This is a genomic window from Megamonas rupellensis DSM 19944, from assembly GCF_000378365.1.
Lineage (GTDB): Bacteria > Bacillota > Negativicutes > Selenomonadales > Selenomonadaceae > Megamonas > Megamonas funiformis.
The window spans coordinates 1-15,097 of sequence record NZ_KB899605.1; the positions used below are offsets into that span (position 1 = coordinate 1).

17 protein-coding genes and 1 riboswitch are annotated in these 15,097 nt (G+C 31.7%); of the genes, 11 read left to right on the forward strand and 6 right to left on the reverse strand.

Features of this window, described 5'->3' with window-relative positions; genetic code table 11:
- From tnpA (F553_RS12400) to F553_RS0110315, 3 genes are all read right to left on the reverse strand, one after another.
- On the reverse strand, positions 1 to 159 hold a 159-nt coding region (tnpA, locus tag F553_RS12400; RefSeq protein WP_156809621.1), incomplete at its 3' end, for an IS200/IS605 family transposase.
- Between the two features lie 205 nt (positions 160 to 364).
- Positions 365 to 868 (reverse strand): DUF4446 family protein, encoded by a 504-nt coding sequence (locus tag F553_RS0110310; protein WP_019000042.1) that lies wholly within the window; start codon positions 866 to 868, stop codon positions 365 to 367.
- A gap of 117 nt (positions 869 to 985) precedes the next feature.
- Positions 986 to 1,819: a ParB/RepB/Spo0J family partition protein gene (locus tag F553_RS0110315; protein WP_008539275.1), complete on the reverse strand. Its 834-nt coding sequence runs from the start codon at positions 1,817 to 1,819 to the stop codon at positions 986 to 988.
- 188 nt (positions 1,820 to 2,007) lie between these two features.
- Between F553_RS0110315 and F553_RS0110320 the strand changes: the two genes are divergently transcribed.
- Genes F553_RS0110320 through F553_RS0110330 form a run of 3 tightly spaced genes read left to right on the forward strand, consistent with a single transcriptional unit; the run spans position 2,008 to position 5,811 of the window.
- Entirely contained in the window at positions 2,008 to 2,709 is a 702-nt protein-coding gene (locus F553_RS0110320; protein WP_008539274.1) for a vitamin B12 dependent-methionine synthase activation domain-containing protein, read from the forward strand.
- A 59-nt stretch (positions 2,710 to 2,768) separates the two neighbouring features.
- The gene (locus tag F553_RS0110325; protein WP_019000043.1) at positions 2,769 to 5,141 is read left to right on the forward strand and encodes a homocysteine S-methyltransferase family protein; all 2,373 of its coding nucleotides are present in this window, start codon (positions 2,769 to 2,771) and stop codon (positions 5,139 to 5,141) included.
- 16 nt (positions 5,142 to 5,157) lie between these two features.
- A complete protein-coding gene (locus tag F553_RS0110330) occupies positions 5,158 to 5,811 on the forward strand; it encodes an HAD-IA family hydrolase (RefSeq protein WP_019000044.1) in 654 nt (217 codons plus the stop codon).
- Positions 5,812 to 5,841: 30 nt separating this feature from the next.
- On the opposite strand, the gene F553_RS0110335 is transcribed toward F553_RS0110330, so the two are convergent.
- Positions 5,842 to 6,720: a LysR family transcriptional regulator gene (locus tag F553_RS0110335; RefSeq protein WP_019000045.1), complete on the reverse strand. Its 879-nt coding sequence runs from the start codon at positions 6,718 to 6,720 to the stop codon at positions 5,842 to 5,844.
- A 133-nt stretch (positions 6,721 to 6,853) separates the two neighbouring features.
- Here F553_RS0110335 and F553_RS0110340 point away from each other — a divergent pair, with 133 nt between their 5' ends.
- Together F553_RS0110340 and F553_RS0110345 are read left to right on the forward strand one after the other, a co-directional pair.
- A complete protein-coding gene (locus F553_RS0110340; protein WP_008539270.1) occupies positions 6,854 to 7,621 on the forward strand; it encodes an AzlC family ABC transporter permease in 768 nt (255 codons plus the stop codon).
- Complete coding sequence (locus F553_RS0110345; protein WP_008539269.1) at positions 7,614 to 7,919, forward strand: branched-chain amino acid transport AzlD family protein; 306 nt, start codon at positions 7,614 to 7,616, stop codon at positions 7,917 to 7,919. The genes F553_RS0110340 and F553_RS0110345 overlap by 8 nt, the downstream gene beginning before the upstream one ends.
- 41 nt (positions 7,920 to 7,960) lie before the next feature.
- On the opposite strand, the gene pfkA is transcribed toward F553_RS0110345, so the two are convergent.
- The gene (pfkA, locus tag F553_RS0110350) at positions 7,961 to 8,929 is read right to left on the reverse strand and encodes a 6-phosphofructokinase (protein ID WP_008539259.1); all 969 of its coding nucleotides are present in this window, start codon (positions 8,927 to 8,929) and stop codon (positions 7,961 to 7,963) included.
- A gap of 149 nt (positions 8,930 to 9,078) precedes the next feature.
- A riboswitch (ZMP/ZTP riboswitch) is annotated at positions 9,079 to 9,157 on the forward strand.
- Positions 9,158 to 9,198: 41 nt separating this feature from the next.
- On the opposite strand from pfkA, the gene F553_RS0110355 reads away from it, so the two are divergent.
- Both F553_RS0110355 and F553_RS0110360 read left to right on the forward strand, forming a co-directional pair.
- Complete coding sequence (locus F553_RS0110355) at positions 9,199 to 10,374, forward strand: phosphoribosylaminoimidazolecarboxamide formyltransferase (protein WP_019000046.1); 1,176 nt, start codon at positions 9,199 to 9,201, stop codon at positions 10,372 to 10,374.
- A gap of 125 nt (positions 10,375 to 10,499) precedes the next feature.
- Positions 10,500 to 10,898: a hypothetical protein gene (locus tag F553_RS0110360; RefSeq protein ID WP_147277755.1), complete on the forward strand. Its 399-nt coding sequence runs from the start codon at positions 10,500 to 10,502 to the stop codon at positions 10,896 to 10,898.
- A gap of 31 nt (positions 10,899 to 10,929) precedes the next feature.
- Here the strand turns inward: F553_RS0110360 and F553_RS0110365 are convergent, their stop codons facing one another.
- A complete protein-coding gene (locus F553_RS0110365) occupies positions 10,930 to 11,697 on the reverse strand; it encodes a GntR family transcriptional regulator (RefSeq protein WP_019000048.1) in 768 nt (255 codons plus the stop codon).
- A 128-nt stretch (positions 11,698 to 11,825) separates the two neighbouring features.
- Between F553_RS0110365 and deoC the strand changes: the two genes are divergently transcribed.
- The 4 genes from deoC to tnpA (F553_RS12405) all read left to right on the forward strand — a co-directional run.
- Positions 11,826 to 12,488 (forward strand): deoxyribose-phosphate aldolase, encoded by a 663-nt coding sequence (gene deoC, locus F553_RS0110370; protein ID WP_019000049.1) that lies wholly within the window; start codon positions 11,826 to 11,828, stop codon positions 12,486 to 12,488.
- Between the two features lie 14 nt (positions 12,489 to 12,502).
- A complete protein-coding gene (gene xylB, locus F553_RS0110375) occupies positions 12,503 to 14,047 on the forward strand; it encodes a xylulokinase (RefSeq protein ID WP_019000050.1) in 1,545 nt (514 codons plus the stop codon).
- Positions 14,040 to 14,762, forward strand: coding sequence for an aldo/keto reductase (locus F553_RS11950; protein ID WP_019000051.1), 723 nt, complete (start codon positions 14,040 to 14,042; stop codon positions 14,760 to 14,762). Before xylB ends, F553_RS11950 begins: the two co-directional genes overlap by 8 nt.
- A 74-nt stretch (positions 14,763 to 14,836) precedes the next feature.
- Positions 14,837 to 15,097, forward strand: a 261-nt coding sequence (gene tnpA / locus F553_RS12405; protein ID WP_026297004.1) for an IS200/IS605 family transposase, incomplete at its 3' end; no start/stop codon positions are given.

Sequence of the window (15,097 nt, forward strand, 5' to 3'; positions counted from 1 at the left end):
CTCGATTAAATCGATGTGAAGCTCCTGACAAATATTATTAATCAACTCCTTTAATCGTTCATCAACACCATTGTTCAACACTTTTCTACGATATTTAGGACAAAATACTACATGATATTTACAAGAATATACTATATTATTATTTGATTTATATTTCATAAAAGTATTATATAACTATTAAAAATATAATACAATAAAAAACAATGATATCGAATCATTGTTTTTTAGCGAGCTTATATCCCCATAAATAAATTTAGGGGCTTTACGCTCGCATTTGGTAAGCGAAGCGATTTTTTTGAAAAAATTGCACATAAAAAAAGGAGTACAACAATTTGTACTCCTTTTGTTTTTATCTTTGTCAAAATTATTTAGACATAGCTTCTAATAATACTTTGTTTTCTTCTTGAGTCAAAGGATATTTAGAAATACCATTTTCTATAGGTTTTACATATGTGCAAGAATCTTGACGTCCAAAAATAGAAGAGAATATCACACCATTATTTTGATTATCAAGTAAAGCTACAGCATAACTCAAATCGCCACCCATATCAGCAAAAGCACAGAAACGATGTACTGCTACTTTTTGAATGGATTTTGTAAATAAAGATTTCATTTCTGCATAATCTGCATCAATTTTATTATTTTTTACTACAAGTTCATTCATCTGAGCAATATTATCAGCTATAATATCCTCTAAACTTTCACCTGTTGCACCATTTACCAATGAATTATAACGTTTTTTAGCTTTGCTTAATTTTACAAGCATCACTATTGATAAAATTATTAATAAAACTAATAAGACTACGATTACAGTTAAAATAATTGCTAAATTATCTTGAAATATCTGATTTAGCATTGAAAAATCCATAAATATTCCCTCCTAAATTCTGTTAAAAAAGAATTGATTATTCAATAAAGACTATCCTTTTTAACGTGCAACATTATAGCATTCATGTTTTTATTTGTAAAATCAAAACAGCATTTACTAAATGTTAAAATCCTTAATAATTCTCGATTTGTTCATCTGAGGACTTTCTTGTTTTTCCATCAATAATTCAACTAATCTAGCTAAATCATCATCATTATAAAATTCAATTTCTATGCGAGATTTCTTTTTACCTTGCTTTATATTTACATTCGTTCCCAATATTTGTTTTAAGCGCTCTTGCACATCATTTAAATACATCTTAGCTTCTTTTACTTGTTCAATCTGCTCGATGACATTATCCCCTGCTAAGACTTTTTTGACTAATGCTTCAGCCTTTCTAGCAGATAATTCTCTTTCAATTATTAAATTAGCTAATTTTACTTGAAGCTTTTCATCTTCTATCGCTAAAAGCGGTTTTGCCTGCCCCATATTGAGTTTATTATCTTGTAATAAGCACTGTACTTCTTTTGCTAAATTTAATAAGCGTACAAAATTCGCTATATGCGAACGACTTTTTCCCACTTTTTGCGCTACTTCTTCTTGTTTTAAATTAAATTTATGTAATAACAACTGATATGCATTTGCTTCTTCAATAACATTTAAATTACTACGTTGGAGATTTTCAATTAAAGCTATTTGTGCTACCTTATCATCATCATAATCTTTTAAAATAATTGGCACTTTATCTAATCCTGCCATTTTAGCTGCACGAAGACGTCTTTCTCCTGCAATCAATTCAAATTCATCATTATCATTTATACGCACAATTAGAGGCTCAATTATGCCATATTCTTTTATCGATTTTGCTAGTTGAGCTAATTGCTCCATATCAAACTCCTTTCTCGGTTGAAATGGGTTTGGTAAAATTTCATCAATATTTAAAAATTCCATGTATTTCTCCTTTAAAATATTATAATAATTATTTTAACTTATTACTTTTATAAATTCATTATAATTTAAAACTATAATCAATCATAAAAAATTAATTTAACTAATAACAGTATAATTATACTAAAATTTATGATAAAATTCTTTTCTAGATATAATTATAAACACAAAACATTAAGGGAGATTTTACCATGCCTAAATATAATGCTGCTTTAATGTCCATTGACCCTAGTGAAACTAGACGTTATGCTGGACTTAACAAAGCTCCTAATTTCAATAAAAAAACTATTTTAGAAGCATGTCGTGAAGTCTTATATATTTCCGAACCTAAAGGGATTTGGGAAGTATATGACTATGACGCTAAAAATGGCATTGTACTTGCAGATAAACCCTTTAAATTAGAAGGGAAAAAAGTAACTAAACATCTTTGTCGAGCTACAAAAGTTGCCATCATCGCTGTTACAATCGGCGAAACTGTTGAAGAAGAAATCTCCCGTCGTTTCAAAGATGGAGAATACACGCTAGCTGTTTTGATGGACGCTGCTGCAACTACAGCTGTTGAACATGTTGCTGATGGTATTGAACAAGCCATTGACCAAAAATTCAATATGCAAGGATTAGTTCGTCGTTGGCGATTTAGCCCAGGATATGGAGATTGGCCTATACAAGCACAACCTGAAATGCTCCGTTTAGCTAAAGCTCATGAAATAGGTATTAGCCTAACTTCATCATTAATGCTTACACCGCGAAAATCCGTTACTGCAATCATTGGACTTATACCTAAAACACAAGATGTCGAACCTGAAAAACAATCTTGTAAATATTGTCCAAACCCTAATTGCAATTTCCGCATAAAACCATTTGACCCTGAATTATTAAATAAAAATTCATGATGATAAACAAATACATTTTATCTTTTTTGCTCAATAAAAATTTCTAGGAGGTATCTTCTATGATACATATATTTGATGGTGCTACTGGCACTATGTTACAAAAATCTGTATTAAAACCAGGAATGTGCCCTGAATTATTAAATATCGAAGCTCCAGAAGCTATCCAAAATGTTCATCGTGCTTATGTAGAAGCAGGCTCTAATATTGTTGAAACAAATACATTTGGTGCTTCTCGCATCAAATTAAATGAATATAACTTAGGCGATAAAGTAGAAGCAATAAATATCGCTGCTGTAAAAAATGCCAAAATCGCCACTGCTGGCAAAGCAAAAGTAGCTGGTTCTATGGGCCCTACTGGTGCTTTTATTGAACCTTTAGGCGAATTGACTTTCGATGAAGTTTATGAAAATTATTATGAACAAGCTAAAATTTTAGCTGACGCAGGTGTTGATTATATCCTCATCGAAACTTGTATTGAAATCCAAGAAATGCGTGCTGCTCTTCTCGCTGCTAAAGATGCTTGCAATTTACCTGTAATCTGTCAATTATCCTTCAGTGAAGATGGCAGAACTGTAACAGGTACAGACCCACAATCTGCTGCCATTATCTTAGAAGCTATGGGCGCAGATATTATCGGTGCCAACTGCTCTTTAGGCCCTGAACAATTAGTTCCTATCATAAAAGAACTAGCCGATAATTGTTCTTGCCCTATCAGTGTACAAGCAAATGCAGGTATGCCACATTTAGAAAATGGTCAAACAATCTTCCCACTCACTCCAGAAGATATGGCTAAATGGGCACCAAAACTTGTAGAAGCTGGTGCAACTTATATCGGTGGTTGCTGTGGAACAACTCCTGCTCATATCAAAGCGATCAAAGAAGCTTTAGCTAATGTTTCAGAACCTATCCGCAAAGCACCAAATCCTAATCTTGCCCTTGCTAGCCGTTCTAAAACTGTATTTATTGGCAAAGATTTACCTACAAGATTAATCGGCGAACGCATCAATCCTACTGGTCGTAAAAAATTAGCCGAAGAAATAAAAAATGGTTCATTTATCTCTGTAAAACGTGAAGCTATCGAACAAACTCAAGCTAGTGCTCAAATCCTTGATGTAAATATGGGTGTTGCTGGAATTGACCAAGCAAAAGCTATGCACAAAGCTATCACTGAAATCTCTCAACTTGTAAATACACCACTTGCCATTGATACAAGCGATGTCAAAGCATTAGAAGCAGGGTTAAAAGCATATCCTGGTAGAGCACTCATCAATTCTGTAAGTGCAGAGCCTGATAGATTAAAATATTTTATACCATTAGCTAAAAGATATGGTGCTGCAATCTTATGCTTGCCATTATCTGATGAAGGTATCCCTAAAACAGCTAAAGAACGTCTTGCACTAGCTCAAAAAATAATCGCTGAAGCTAAAGCTCATGGCTTAAAAGATAACGACTTTTTACTTGACGCGCTTGTAATGACTATAGCTGCCGATAAAAATGCTTGTAATGAAGTATTAAACACTTTAAAACTTTACCGCGAACATATTGGTGCTCCTTCCACTATGGGACTTAGCAATATATCCTTTGGTCTTCCAAATCGTCCACTTATCAATAGCACATTCTTCACTATGTGTTTAGCAATGGGATTAGATGCTCCAATCATGAACCCTTATGATGACTCCATGCAAAATGCCTTGAGTGCTTCTAATGCTCTTTTAGCTAAAGACCCTAATGGTCGCGATTATAGCCTTAATCATTCCGGACAAAATATTCCTGTAGCTAAAGCTAAAAATGCAGTATCTAGCGGTGATATCATTGAAGATATCAAATCCACTATAATCAGTGGTGAAAAAGAATCCATTGCTCAAATGGTAGAACAAGCTTTAAATGAAGGACATAAACCAAATGAAATTACAGATAAAGCTTTAAGCGCAGCAATGAATGTCGTTGGCAAAGATTTCGGTGCGAAAAAAATCTTTTTACCACAAGTTATGTTATCCGCTGAAGCAATGCGTGAAGCTTTCATTAAAATCAAAGAACGTATTCCAGCTGATAGCGTAAGTAATAAAGGTACTATCGTCATTGCTACTGTAAAAGGCGATATCCATGATTTAGGTAAAAATATCGTATCTGCACTTTTAGAAAATAACGGTTTTAAAGTTATCGATTTAGGTAAAGATATTGATAAAGAAGAAATCATTAAGGCAGCTATAGATAATAAAGCCGATATGATCGGTTTATGCTCCTTGATGACAACTACTATTACACAGATAGATGAAGTCATCGCTGAATTAAATAAAAGCGATTATTCCACAAAAGTCATGATCGGTGGCGCTGTAGTAACTCAAGAATATGCTGATAATGTCGGCGCTGATGCTTATGCTCCTGATGGCGTTGAAGCTGTAGAAATCGCTAAAAAACTTATTAATAAATAAAATTGAGGATAAATTTATGCAATATAAATATCATAATATTATTTTTGATTTAGATGGTACATTGATTAATTCTGGACCTGGTATTATTCATGCTGTACAATATGCTTTAAAAAAATATGGCATAAACGAAACAGATATGACTGTTTTAAAAAGTTTCGTAGGTCCGCCATTAAATCAACAATTTATCAATTGCTATAATTTTAGTCATGAACAAAGTCTTGAAGCTGTAAAATATTTTCGAGAATATTATACAGATAAAGGTATTTTAGAAAATGAAGTATATGAGCAAATACCTGAATTATTAAAGATTTTAGCTGAAAATGGTTTAAAATTATTGATTGCTTCTTCGAAACCTGAAAAATTTGTAAAAAATATTTTAAGTCAACATGATTTACTAAAATATTTTGCTTTTGCTGGCGGTAGCTTACTTGATGGCAGTCGTATAAATAAAGATGATGTATTAGCTTATGTTTTAAAACAAATGCAAATTACAAATTTAAATGATTGTATAATGGTAGGCGACCGTAAATACGATGTCATTGGCGCAAAGAAATTTAATTTAAAATGTGTTGGTGTAACGTATGGATATGGCAGTCTTGAAGAATTAAAAGATATTAATGCCGATTTTATTATTGATAAACCTTTAGAATTATTGAGTATTATCAAATAAAAATTGCAGAGCGTAAGCTCTGCAATTTTTTTATTTTTCTTGTACAAATACAAAATTTTCTTTTATAAATTCCACAAATTTACGTGAAGCTAGTGACATTGTATCCCAATTTTGCCATGCTAAAGCTACATTGCGTTCAGGGTGTTCTTTTATTGGTCGAATAGCTAAGCCATCTTCAAATCCATTTAAAACTAAACTATACATTGCAGATATCCCTAAGCCTTGTTTTACCATAGCTAAAATTGAATAATCATCATAAACTTTATATTCAATCTGTGGCTCTAATTTATAATCAGCAAAAGCATGCATAATCACACTATGGCGACCTTCATCTAATAAAATAAAAGATTCTTTGGCTAATTGGTCTAAAGATATAATCGGCAAATTAGCTAATTTATGATGTTTAGGTAATACTGCCATCATTTCATCTCTATATAAAAATTCCATATTGATACCCGAAACTACATCACTATTTAGAAAACCAAAATCAATTTCTCCATGTAAAATCCATTTCTTTATGCTTGTATATTCACCTTGTTTTAAAACAAAATTGACTGTAGGATATAATGATTTAAAATTCTTCATCAATTGAGGTAAAATATTTCTGCTCACACTAGTAAAAGTGCCAATACGTATAACGCTATGCTCTAAACCTTTCATCTCCTGTTGTTTTTGTTTCAATGAAAGTTCAGCATGAAAAATTGCCTGTATATACGGATAAAAAGATTTGCCATCATCTGTTAATGTTATGCCCTCTTTTTTTCTATCAATCAAGATGGTTCCTAATTCTTGTTCTAACGCCTTTATACTTTGACTAATCGCACTTTGCGAATAGCCCACTTCTTTTGCTACCTTTGTAAAATTTCCATTTTCTATGACTTTACAAAAAATCCCATAACGCGAAACCATATGCATTCGCTCTCCCATTAGTTTTACTTATGTAGTTATTATAAATATTCGTTTTCCTAATGTAAATATAACTGCTATAATATTTATACAAAATACATATTTAAAAATAAAATACAAAATGGAGGAAATCGCTATGAATGAATTAGATATTGCTGACGATGTTTATCCAGTAGACAATATCTCTGTAAAAAAACAAGCTTTTAAAGATGGTATACGTGATGGTTTTCCTATTGCTCTTGGTTATTTAGCAGTTTCCTTCTCTTTGGGAATCACTGCTAAAAATGCAGGACTGACAGCATTTCAAGGCTTTTTAACAAGCTTTCTTGTAAATGCTTCCGCTGGTGAATATGCTGGCTTTACTTCTATTGCTACAATGGCAACATATATAGAAGTATTTCTCGTTATCTTAATCGCTAATTCTCGTTATTTGATTATGAGTTGCGCTTTAAGTCAAAAATTATCGCCAGATATTCCATGGTATCAACGCATTTTAATCGGCTTTGATATCACAGATGAATTATTTGCCATTTCTATCGCTAGACCTAATTATCTAAATCCTTTCTATTACTTTGGTGCTATGTTCATCACTATGCCATGTTGGGCTGGTGGTACAGCTCTTGGAATTGTTGTAGGTAATTTATTGCCAATTCAATTGATAAGTGCTTTTAGTGTAGCATTATACGGCATGTTTTTAGCCGTTATCATTCCACCTGCACGAAAAAATAAAGTAATCGGTGTATTTGTTATCATCAGCTTTATTGCTAGCTACTTATCCACTTACCTTCCTTATATATCTGAATTATCAAGTGCTACACGTATCATTATTTTAACTATAGTATTATCTTTGATTGCTAGCATCTTATATCCAGTAAAAACAAAGGATGGTGAAGAAAATGTCTGAGGTATATATATACATTTTAGTCATGGCTTTAACTAGTTTTGCTATTCGTGTTTTGCCACTGACTTTAATTCAAACAGAAATAAAAAATCCACTGATAAAATCTTTTCTTTACTATGTTCCTTATATCACATTAGCAGTTATGACTTTTCCTGCAATTATACAGGTAACACAGACACCACTTTCTGGAGCTATTGCTCTTGTCATTGGTATTGTACTTTCTTGGTTTGGTGCTAATTTATTCCAAGTAGCTTCTTCTTGTTGTTTATCTGTATTCGTTGTAGAACTTTTACTTTTATAAATAAAAATTCCTAGATAATATATTATCTAGGAATTTTTTTATTATAGAGAAATAACTTCTGCTAAATGTCTTAAATCTTCTGGGTATTCTTTTTTATTAGTGATTGCATCACGTAAATCAATGCAAACAATATTCCCACGTTGCATACCGAAAACAATATTATGAAGTCCAGAAACAGCTGCAAGTGTTGCTTGTTCACCTAATACACTTGCAAATACACGGTCATTAGCTGTTGGTGAACCACCACGTTGAACTAAACCTAAAACAGTCAAGCGTGTGGAAATTCCTGTTCTAGCTTCTAATTCTTTTACTAACTCTTGCATATTGCCAGTACCTTCAGAAGCCAAAATTACTAAATAAGATTTACCACCATCATGTAATTTTTGTACTTTATTGATGATTTTTTCCTTATCAAATTCTTCTTCTGGTACTATAACCATATTTCCGCCACCAGCAACGGCTGAATATGTAGCAAGCCAACCGCATTTATTGCCCATTACTTCAATAATAAATGTACGACGATGTGCTTTTGCAGTATCACGAATTTCGTTGATTGCCTGTAAAATAGTATTTACAGCTGTATCTGTACCAATAGCATAATCTGTTCCCCAAATATCATTTTCAATAGTAGCTGGAATACCAATTACAGAAAATCCTGTTTCACGTTCAAATTCTTCTGCTCCGCGTAAACTACCATCACCACCAATAACAATCAAAGCATCAATATTATGTTTTTTTAGATTTTCATAAGCTAATTGACGACCTTCTTTTGTACGGAAACGCTTACAAAAACTTGTACCTAAGAAAGTACCACCACGCTGAATAATATCGGCTACAGATATAGAAGTTAATTCTTCCATATTATCATCAACTAAGCCTCTATATCCATCATAAACGCCCCATATACGCACGTTATTATTAATCGCAGTTCTCACTACAGCTCTAATAGCCGCATTCATTCCTGGTGCATCTGTACCACTTGTCAATACAGCAATATTTTCTACTGACATAAAAAAACCTCCTCAAAATTTAAAAGCATTTATATATTTTATTCGCTAAATAATAACTAATATCCTTGTAAAAATCCCTAAAAAAACAAAATCTCCAAATATTATTGCTTAGCTTGACAACTCATACTTTAAAATGATAAATTTTAGTTAACAATCTGTGTAACTGACGGAAGTGGAATTAACCACATGAAGCACAGATTTATACAGCCGACCGTCTGGGCAATAAAATCTAATAGTATTATATTTATTTTACAGGAGGAATATCGTAAATGAATTCTATGGAATTAAAATACGGATGTAACCCTAATCAAAAACCTGCTCGCGTTTTTATGAAAGATGGACAAGATTTACCATTCACAGTTTTAAATGGACGTCCAGGTTATATTAATCTTTTAGATGCCTTTAACAGTTGGCAATTAGTTCGTGAATTAAGAGAAGCTACAGGTCTTCCAGCTGCCGCATCTTTTAAACATGTAAGCCCTGCTGGTGCAGCTGTTGCTGTTCCTTTATCTGAAACATTGAAAAAAATGTATTTCGTTGAAGGTATTGAACTCACACCTATGGCTACAGCATATATTCGCGCTCGTGGTGCTGACCGCATGTCTTCTTATGGAGATTTTGCTGCACTTTCCGATGAATGTGATGCTGCTACAGCTCGTTTCTTAGCTCGTGAAGTATCCGATGGTGTTATTGCTCCATCTTACAGCGCTGAAGCTTTAGAAATTTTAAAAACAAAACGTAAAGGTAACTATCTTGTAATTCAGATGAACCCTGATTACAAAGCACCTGAACTTGAAACAAAAGAAGTTTTTGGCGTTACTTTTGAACAAAAACGCAATGATATTAAAATCACTGAAGAATTATTCAATAACATTCCTACAAAAAATAAAAATATCACAGATGAAGCAAAACGTGATTTACTTATCGCTTTAATCACATTAAAATACACTCAATCCAATTCCGTATGCTATGCTAAAGATGGACAAGCTATCGGTATCGGTGCTGGTCAGCAATCCCGTGTACATTGTACTCGTCTTGCTGGTAATAAAGCAGATATCTGGCATTTACGTCAAGCACCTCAGGTATTAAACTTACCATTCAAACCAGATGTTCGCCGTCCAGACCGCGATAATGCAATTGATGTATATATCTCTGATGAATATATGGATTTACTCGGTGGCGACGATTGGAAACGCGTATTCACTGAAAAACCACCAGTATTCACTAAAGAAGAAAAAGACGCTTGGCTCGCTCAAGTAAAAGGTATAGCTCTTGGCTCTGATGCATTCTTCCCATTTGGCGATAACATTGAACGTGCTCATAAATCCGGCGTAGAATTTGTCGCTCAAAGCGGTGGTTCTATTCGTGATGATAATGTTATTGAAACTTGTGATAAATACAATATGGCAATGGCATTCGTTGGAATTCGTTTATTCCATCATTAATTTCTATAAATAGAATTGTAATGAATATTAATCTTTTTTATTCAATATGTATTTTAATTTTAATAAGTATTTTTTGTATATTTTTTCTTAAATTATATAAAAAAACAAACTCATTAAAAATATATTTGATTTTACTTACACTTATTAGTCTAAATTTATATTATTCTAGTCATTCACCAATTACACCTTATCCAGATACATTACCAATAAAAGAAACTATTCACATGACTGATAAAGAAATTGTTTATACTATTGTTAAACAAGAACTATCTTATCATAAAAATAAAAGTCTTTTTGCTAATGGTAAAATCTTTGATTATAAAGATATCTCTGTATATAGTGTACCTAATGAACCAACTATATATTCCGTAGTATTTTCTATTCAGTCAGGTGATGACGATTTTTGGTTGCCTGGTAATGGGACTAAACAAGAAAATAATTGGATTATTAATAAATCAAATTATATGCAACTTATTAAAGAAAAAGATTATTATCGTCTTATTTCTATAGGGACAGGATTATAAAAATGGCACTAACTATGTTAGTGCCATTTTTTTATTTATAATACTTATCTTTATATAAATCTACATTCATTTTATACATATCTGCACGATAAGATGCCAATGAATATTCAAATGGAATATCATTTTGATTATAGGCAACCGTTGTTATATATAATAATGGAGCATTTTCCATAATACCTAATAAATCAGATAAATAAGGGTCGGCAACTGTTGCATGAATTTGACGATTAATATGGGCAATCTCTATATTATATTTTGTTTTTAAAGTATCGTATAAAGAATTTTGCTCTAAATCTTCATCAATTAAACCCTTACATAATTTCACAGGTATAAAAGTTTTAACATAAACTATAGGTTTATCATCGGCATAGCGCAAACGTTCAAGACAAATAACTTTATCTTTTTCCGTTAGCTTCAATTTTTCCATAACTTCAGCAAAGACATCTATTTCTGATATAGACAAAAGCTTCGTTTTAGGCTTTAATCCATAATATTGCATCTCTTGAGTATATGTTTGGATTTTTTGAATAAAATCTCCAGCAATTTTAGGACGAGTAACAAATGTCCCTTTTGATTTAATTCTATTTAAATAACCTTCATGTACTAATTCTAAAAACGCTTGTCTAACTGTCGGTCTTGAAACATTTAAATATGCGCATAATTCTTCTTCTGGTGGAACTAATTCACCATCTTTTAAGCTATTATCTTCAATATGCTTTATCATAAAAGTTTTTATTTGATAATATAACGGAATAGGAACTGTTCTATCTATTTTTAATTGTTCATATATCGAATTCATTTATAATCTCCTTTCAAAAAAATTATAAAATATTAACTATCTTTTATCAATAAGTTATTATATATTGACTTAATTTTGTTATTTTGTTATTATGTAATTACATAATAACAAAGAAAAGAGCGATAACTATGAATAAATTTAGTAAATACTTTGATCACACATGTTTAAAACCTTATGCTACTAGAGAAGATATGGCTAAACTTTGCGAAGAAGCTAAAAAATATAATTTTATGATGGTAGCTATCAATTCTGCACAGACAAAATTATGCAAAGAACTTTTAAAAGGAACTGACATTCATGTAGGTGCTGCTATTAGTTTTCCTTTAGGGCAAACTACAATTGAAACTAAAGTTTTTGAAACTAAAGATGCTATTGCAAATGGTGCAGATGAAATTGATTATGTAATTAATATTACAGAATTAAAAGAAAAAAATTATGATTATATCAAAGAAGAAATGACTCAAATAGTAGATGTTTGCAGAAAACATAATGTAATTTCTAAAGTTATTTTTGAAAATTGCTATCTTACTAATGAAGAAAAAATTAAATTATGCGAGATAGCACTTGAAGTAAAACCAGACTTCATCAAAACTTCTACAGGCTTTGGTACAGGTGGTGCTACAGTTGAAGATGTAAAACTCATGGAAAGCATTGTCAAAGACACAGTAAAAGTAAAAGCCGCTGGTGGAATTCGCGATTTAGATACTTGCTTAAAAATGATTGAAGCTGGCGCTGAAAGAATTGGCACATCTTCTGCTATAAAAATCACAGAAGCATACAATAATAAATAATTAGGAGCATACCTATGGGCAAATACTTACTAGCTCACGACTTAGGAACATCTGGAAATAAAGCTACTTTATTTTCCACAGAAGGGCAACTCATCGCTAGTTGCACATATAATTATGATGTTTATTACTCTAATAATAATTGGGCAGAACAAAATCCTAACGATTGGTGGCAAGCTGTCATAGCTACCACTAAAACATTAATAAAAAATATTAATCCTAAAGATATTTTAGCTGTATCCTTTAGTGGTCAAATGATGGGTTGTGTCTGTGTAGATAAAAAACAAGAACCACTAAGAAATGCTATTATTTGGGCAGATATGCGTGCTACAAAACAAACTCAACAAATAGCTAAACAAATATCACCTCAAAGATTTTATGAAATAACAGGTCATCGTCTTTCTCCTAGCTATGGTGGTCAAAAACTTATGTGGATAAAAGATAATGAACCGCATATTTATGCTAAAACGTATAAAATGCTAAATGCAAAAGACTTCATCATTTTAAAATTAACAAATCAATTTGTTACTGAATACAGTGATGCCTCCTCTACTTGTTTAATGGATTTAAATAAATTATGTTGGTCTGATGAATTATTAAATATTATGGGCATTGATAAACAAAAAATGCCTAAACTCTTGAAATCCACTGATATTGCCGGATATATAACTAATACTGCTAGTGAATTAACTGGACTTTGCCCTAATACACCTGTTGTTTGTGGTGGAGGCGATGGGGTATGTGCTGCTGTTGGCACTGGTTGTATCAAAGAAGGAATTGCTCATAGTAGTATTGGTACTTCTTCTTGGATATCTATAACTACAAAAAAACCTATTTTCTCCAAAAATAAAAGCACTTTTAATTGGGCTCATATAGTTCCTGGATATATCCTACCTACTGGTACTATGCAAAGCGGTGGGGGCGCTTACTCTTGGTATATAAATAAATTTTGCCAATACGAACAAAATCTAGCTCAAAGAGGACATAAATCTATTTATGATATATTAGAACAAGAACTTGCTAATACTTCTGTTGGTAGCAATGGACTATTATTTTTGCCTTACCTTATCGGTGAACGAAGTCCTTGGTGGAATACAAATGCTAAAGCTAATTTCATTGGTCTAAAAATAGAACATCAGCGAAAAGATTTATTGCGAGCAATTCAAGAAGGCGTTGCTATGAATTTAAATATTATCTTAAATATATTTAAAGCTGAAAATATCCATATATCTGAATTAGTAGCTGTTGGGGGTGGAGCTAAAAGTAAATCATGGCAAAAAATATTTGCTGATGTTTATAATACTAAAATCATTCTGCCAAAATTATTAGATGAAGCTGCTTCTATGGGAGCTGCTATCACTGCTGGTGTTGGCATTGGTATTTTTAAAGATTTTGAAGTAGCTAGCAAATTTATTTCTTTAGATAAAATAATTGAACCTACCCCTACAAACGTAAAAAAATATCAAAAATTACAGCCAATATTTGAAAAAGCTTATTTGCAATTGCAATCATTATTTGAACAATTAAATGATTTCAGTGAAAAGAGGGTTTTAGATGAATAATATTCTTTTAAATAATGGTGTAAAAATTCCTCAAATTGGTTTTGGTACATGGAAAGCACCAACAAGTGAAGTTACTATAAATGCTGTAAAAACAGCCATCGAAAATGGTTATACACATATCGATTGTGCTAGCGTTTATGGCAATGAAAAAGAAGTTGGTCAAGGCATTATCGCTAGTAATATTTCTCGCGATAAATTATTTATCACAAGTAAATTATGGAATGACATTCGCGGTTATGATGAAACTATTACAGCCTTTAATCAAACATTAAATGATTTAGCTATTGATTATTTAGATTTATATTTAATTCATTGGCCAAGACCACAAAAATACCATGATGATTATATTGAAAAAAACCGCCAATCATGGAAAGCTATGGAAGATTTATATAAACAGGGAAAAGTTCGTGCTATTGGTGTGAGTAATTTTAAAGAACATCATATTGATGAATTACTTGAAACTTGTGAAATCAAACCTATGGTTAATCAAATTGAATTTCATCCTAGCTGTTTGCAAAAAGATATTAGAGATTATTGTAAACAACACAATATCGCAGTTGTCGGTTATAGTCCTTTAGCAAATGGTAAAGTATTTCAATGTGAGGAATTAAAAATCTTTGCTCAAAAATATAATGCTTCAATAGCGCAATTATGTGTTCAATATGCTTTACCAAATGCGAGCGTAAAGCCCCTAAATTTATTTATGGGGATATAAGCTCGCTAAAAAACAATGATTCGATATCATTGTTTTTTATTATATTATATTTTTAATAGTTATATAATACTTTTATGAAATATAAATCAAATAATAATATAGTATATTCTTGTAAATATCATGTAGTATTTTGTCCTAAATATCGTAGAAAAGTGTTGAACAATGGTGTTGATGAACGATTAAAGGAGTTGATTAATAATATTTGTCAGGAGCTTCACGTCGATTTAATCGAGATGGAAGTAATGCCAGAGCATGTTCATTTGCTTTTAGAAGTTGATCCACAATTTGGTATACATAAAGTTGTTAAACGAATAAAAGGAATATCTTCAAGAATA

What these genes read in the sequence shown, in the direction of transcription:
- F553_RS0110310 (WP_019000042.1), bottom strand. Translation starts at nt 868, where the DNA reads ATGGATTTTTCAATGCTAAATCAGATATTTCAAGATAATTTAGCAATT.
- F553_RS0110315 (WP_008539275.1), bottom strand. Translation starts at nt 1,819, where the DNA reads ATGGAATTTTTAAATATTGATGAAATTTTACCAAACCCATTTCAACCG.
- F553_RS0110320 (WP_008539274.1), top strand. Translation starts at nt 2,008, where the DNA reads ATGCCTAAATATAATGCTGCTTTAATGTCCATTGACCCTAGTGAAACT.
- F553_RS0110325 (WP_019000043.1), top strand. Translation starts at nt 2,769, where the DNA reads ATGATACATATATTTGATGGTGCTACTGGCACTATGTTACAAAAATCT.
- F553_RS0110330 (WP_019000044.1), top strand. Translation starts at nt 5,158, where the DNA reads ATGCAATATAAATATCATAATATTATTTTTGATTTAGATGGTACATTG.
- F553_RS0110335 (WP_019000045.1), bottom strand. Translation starts at nt 6,720, where the DNA reads ATGGTTTCGCGTTATGGGATTTTTTGTAAAGTCATAGAAAATGGAAAT.
- F553_RS0110340 (WP_008539270.1), top strand. Translation starts at nt 6,854, where the DNA reads ATGAATGAATTAGATATTGCTGACGATGTTTATCCAGTAGACAATATC.
- F553_RS0110345 (WP_008539269.1), top strand. Translation starts at nt 7,614, where the DNA reads ATGTCTGAGGTATATATATACATTTTAGTCATGGCTTTAACTAGTTTT.
- pfkA (WP_008539259.1), bottom strand. Translation starts at nt 8,929, where the DNA reads ATGTCAGTAGAAAATATTGCTGTATTGACAAGTGGTACAGATGCACCA.
- F553_RS0110355 (WP_019000046.1), top strand. Translation starts at nt 9,199, where the DNA reads ATGAATTCTATGGAATTAAAATACGGATGTAACCCTAATCAAAAACCT.
- F553_RS0110365 (WP_019000048.1), bottom strand. Translation starts at nt 11,697, where the DNA reads ATGAATTCGATATATGAACAATTAAAAATAGATAGAACAGTTCCTATT.
- deoC (WP_019000049.1), top strand. Translation starts at nt 11,826, where the DNA reads ATGAATAAATTTAGTAAATACTTTGATCACACATGTTTAAAACCTTAT.
- xylB (WP_019000050.1), top strand. Translation starts at nt 12,503, where the DNA reads ATGGGCAAATACTTACTAGCTCACGACTTAGGAACATCTGGAAATAAA.
- F553_RS11950 (WP_019000051.1), top strand. Translation starts at nt 14,040, where the DNA reads ATGAATAATATTCTTTTAAATAATGGTGTAAAAATTCCTCAAATTGGT.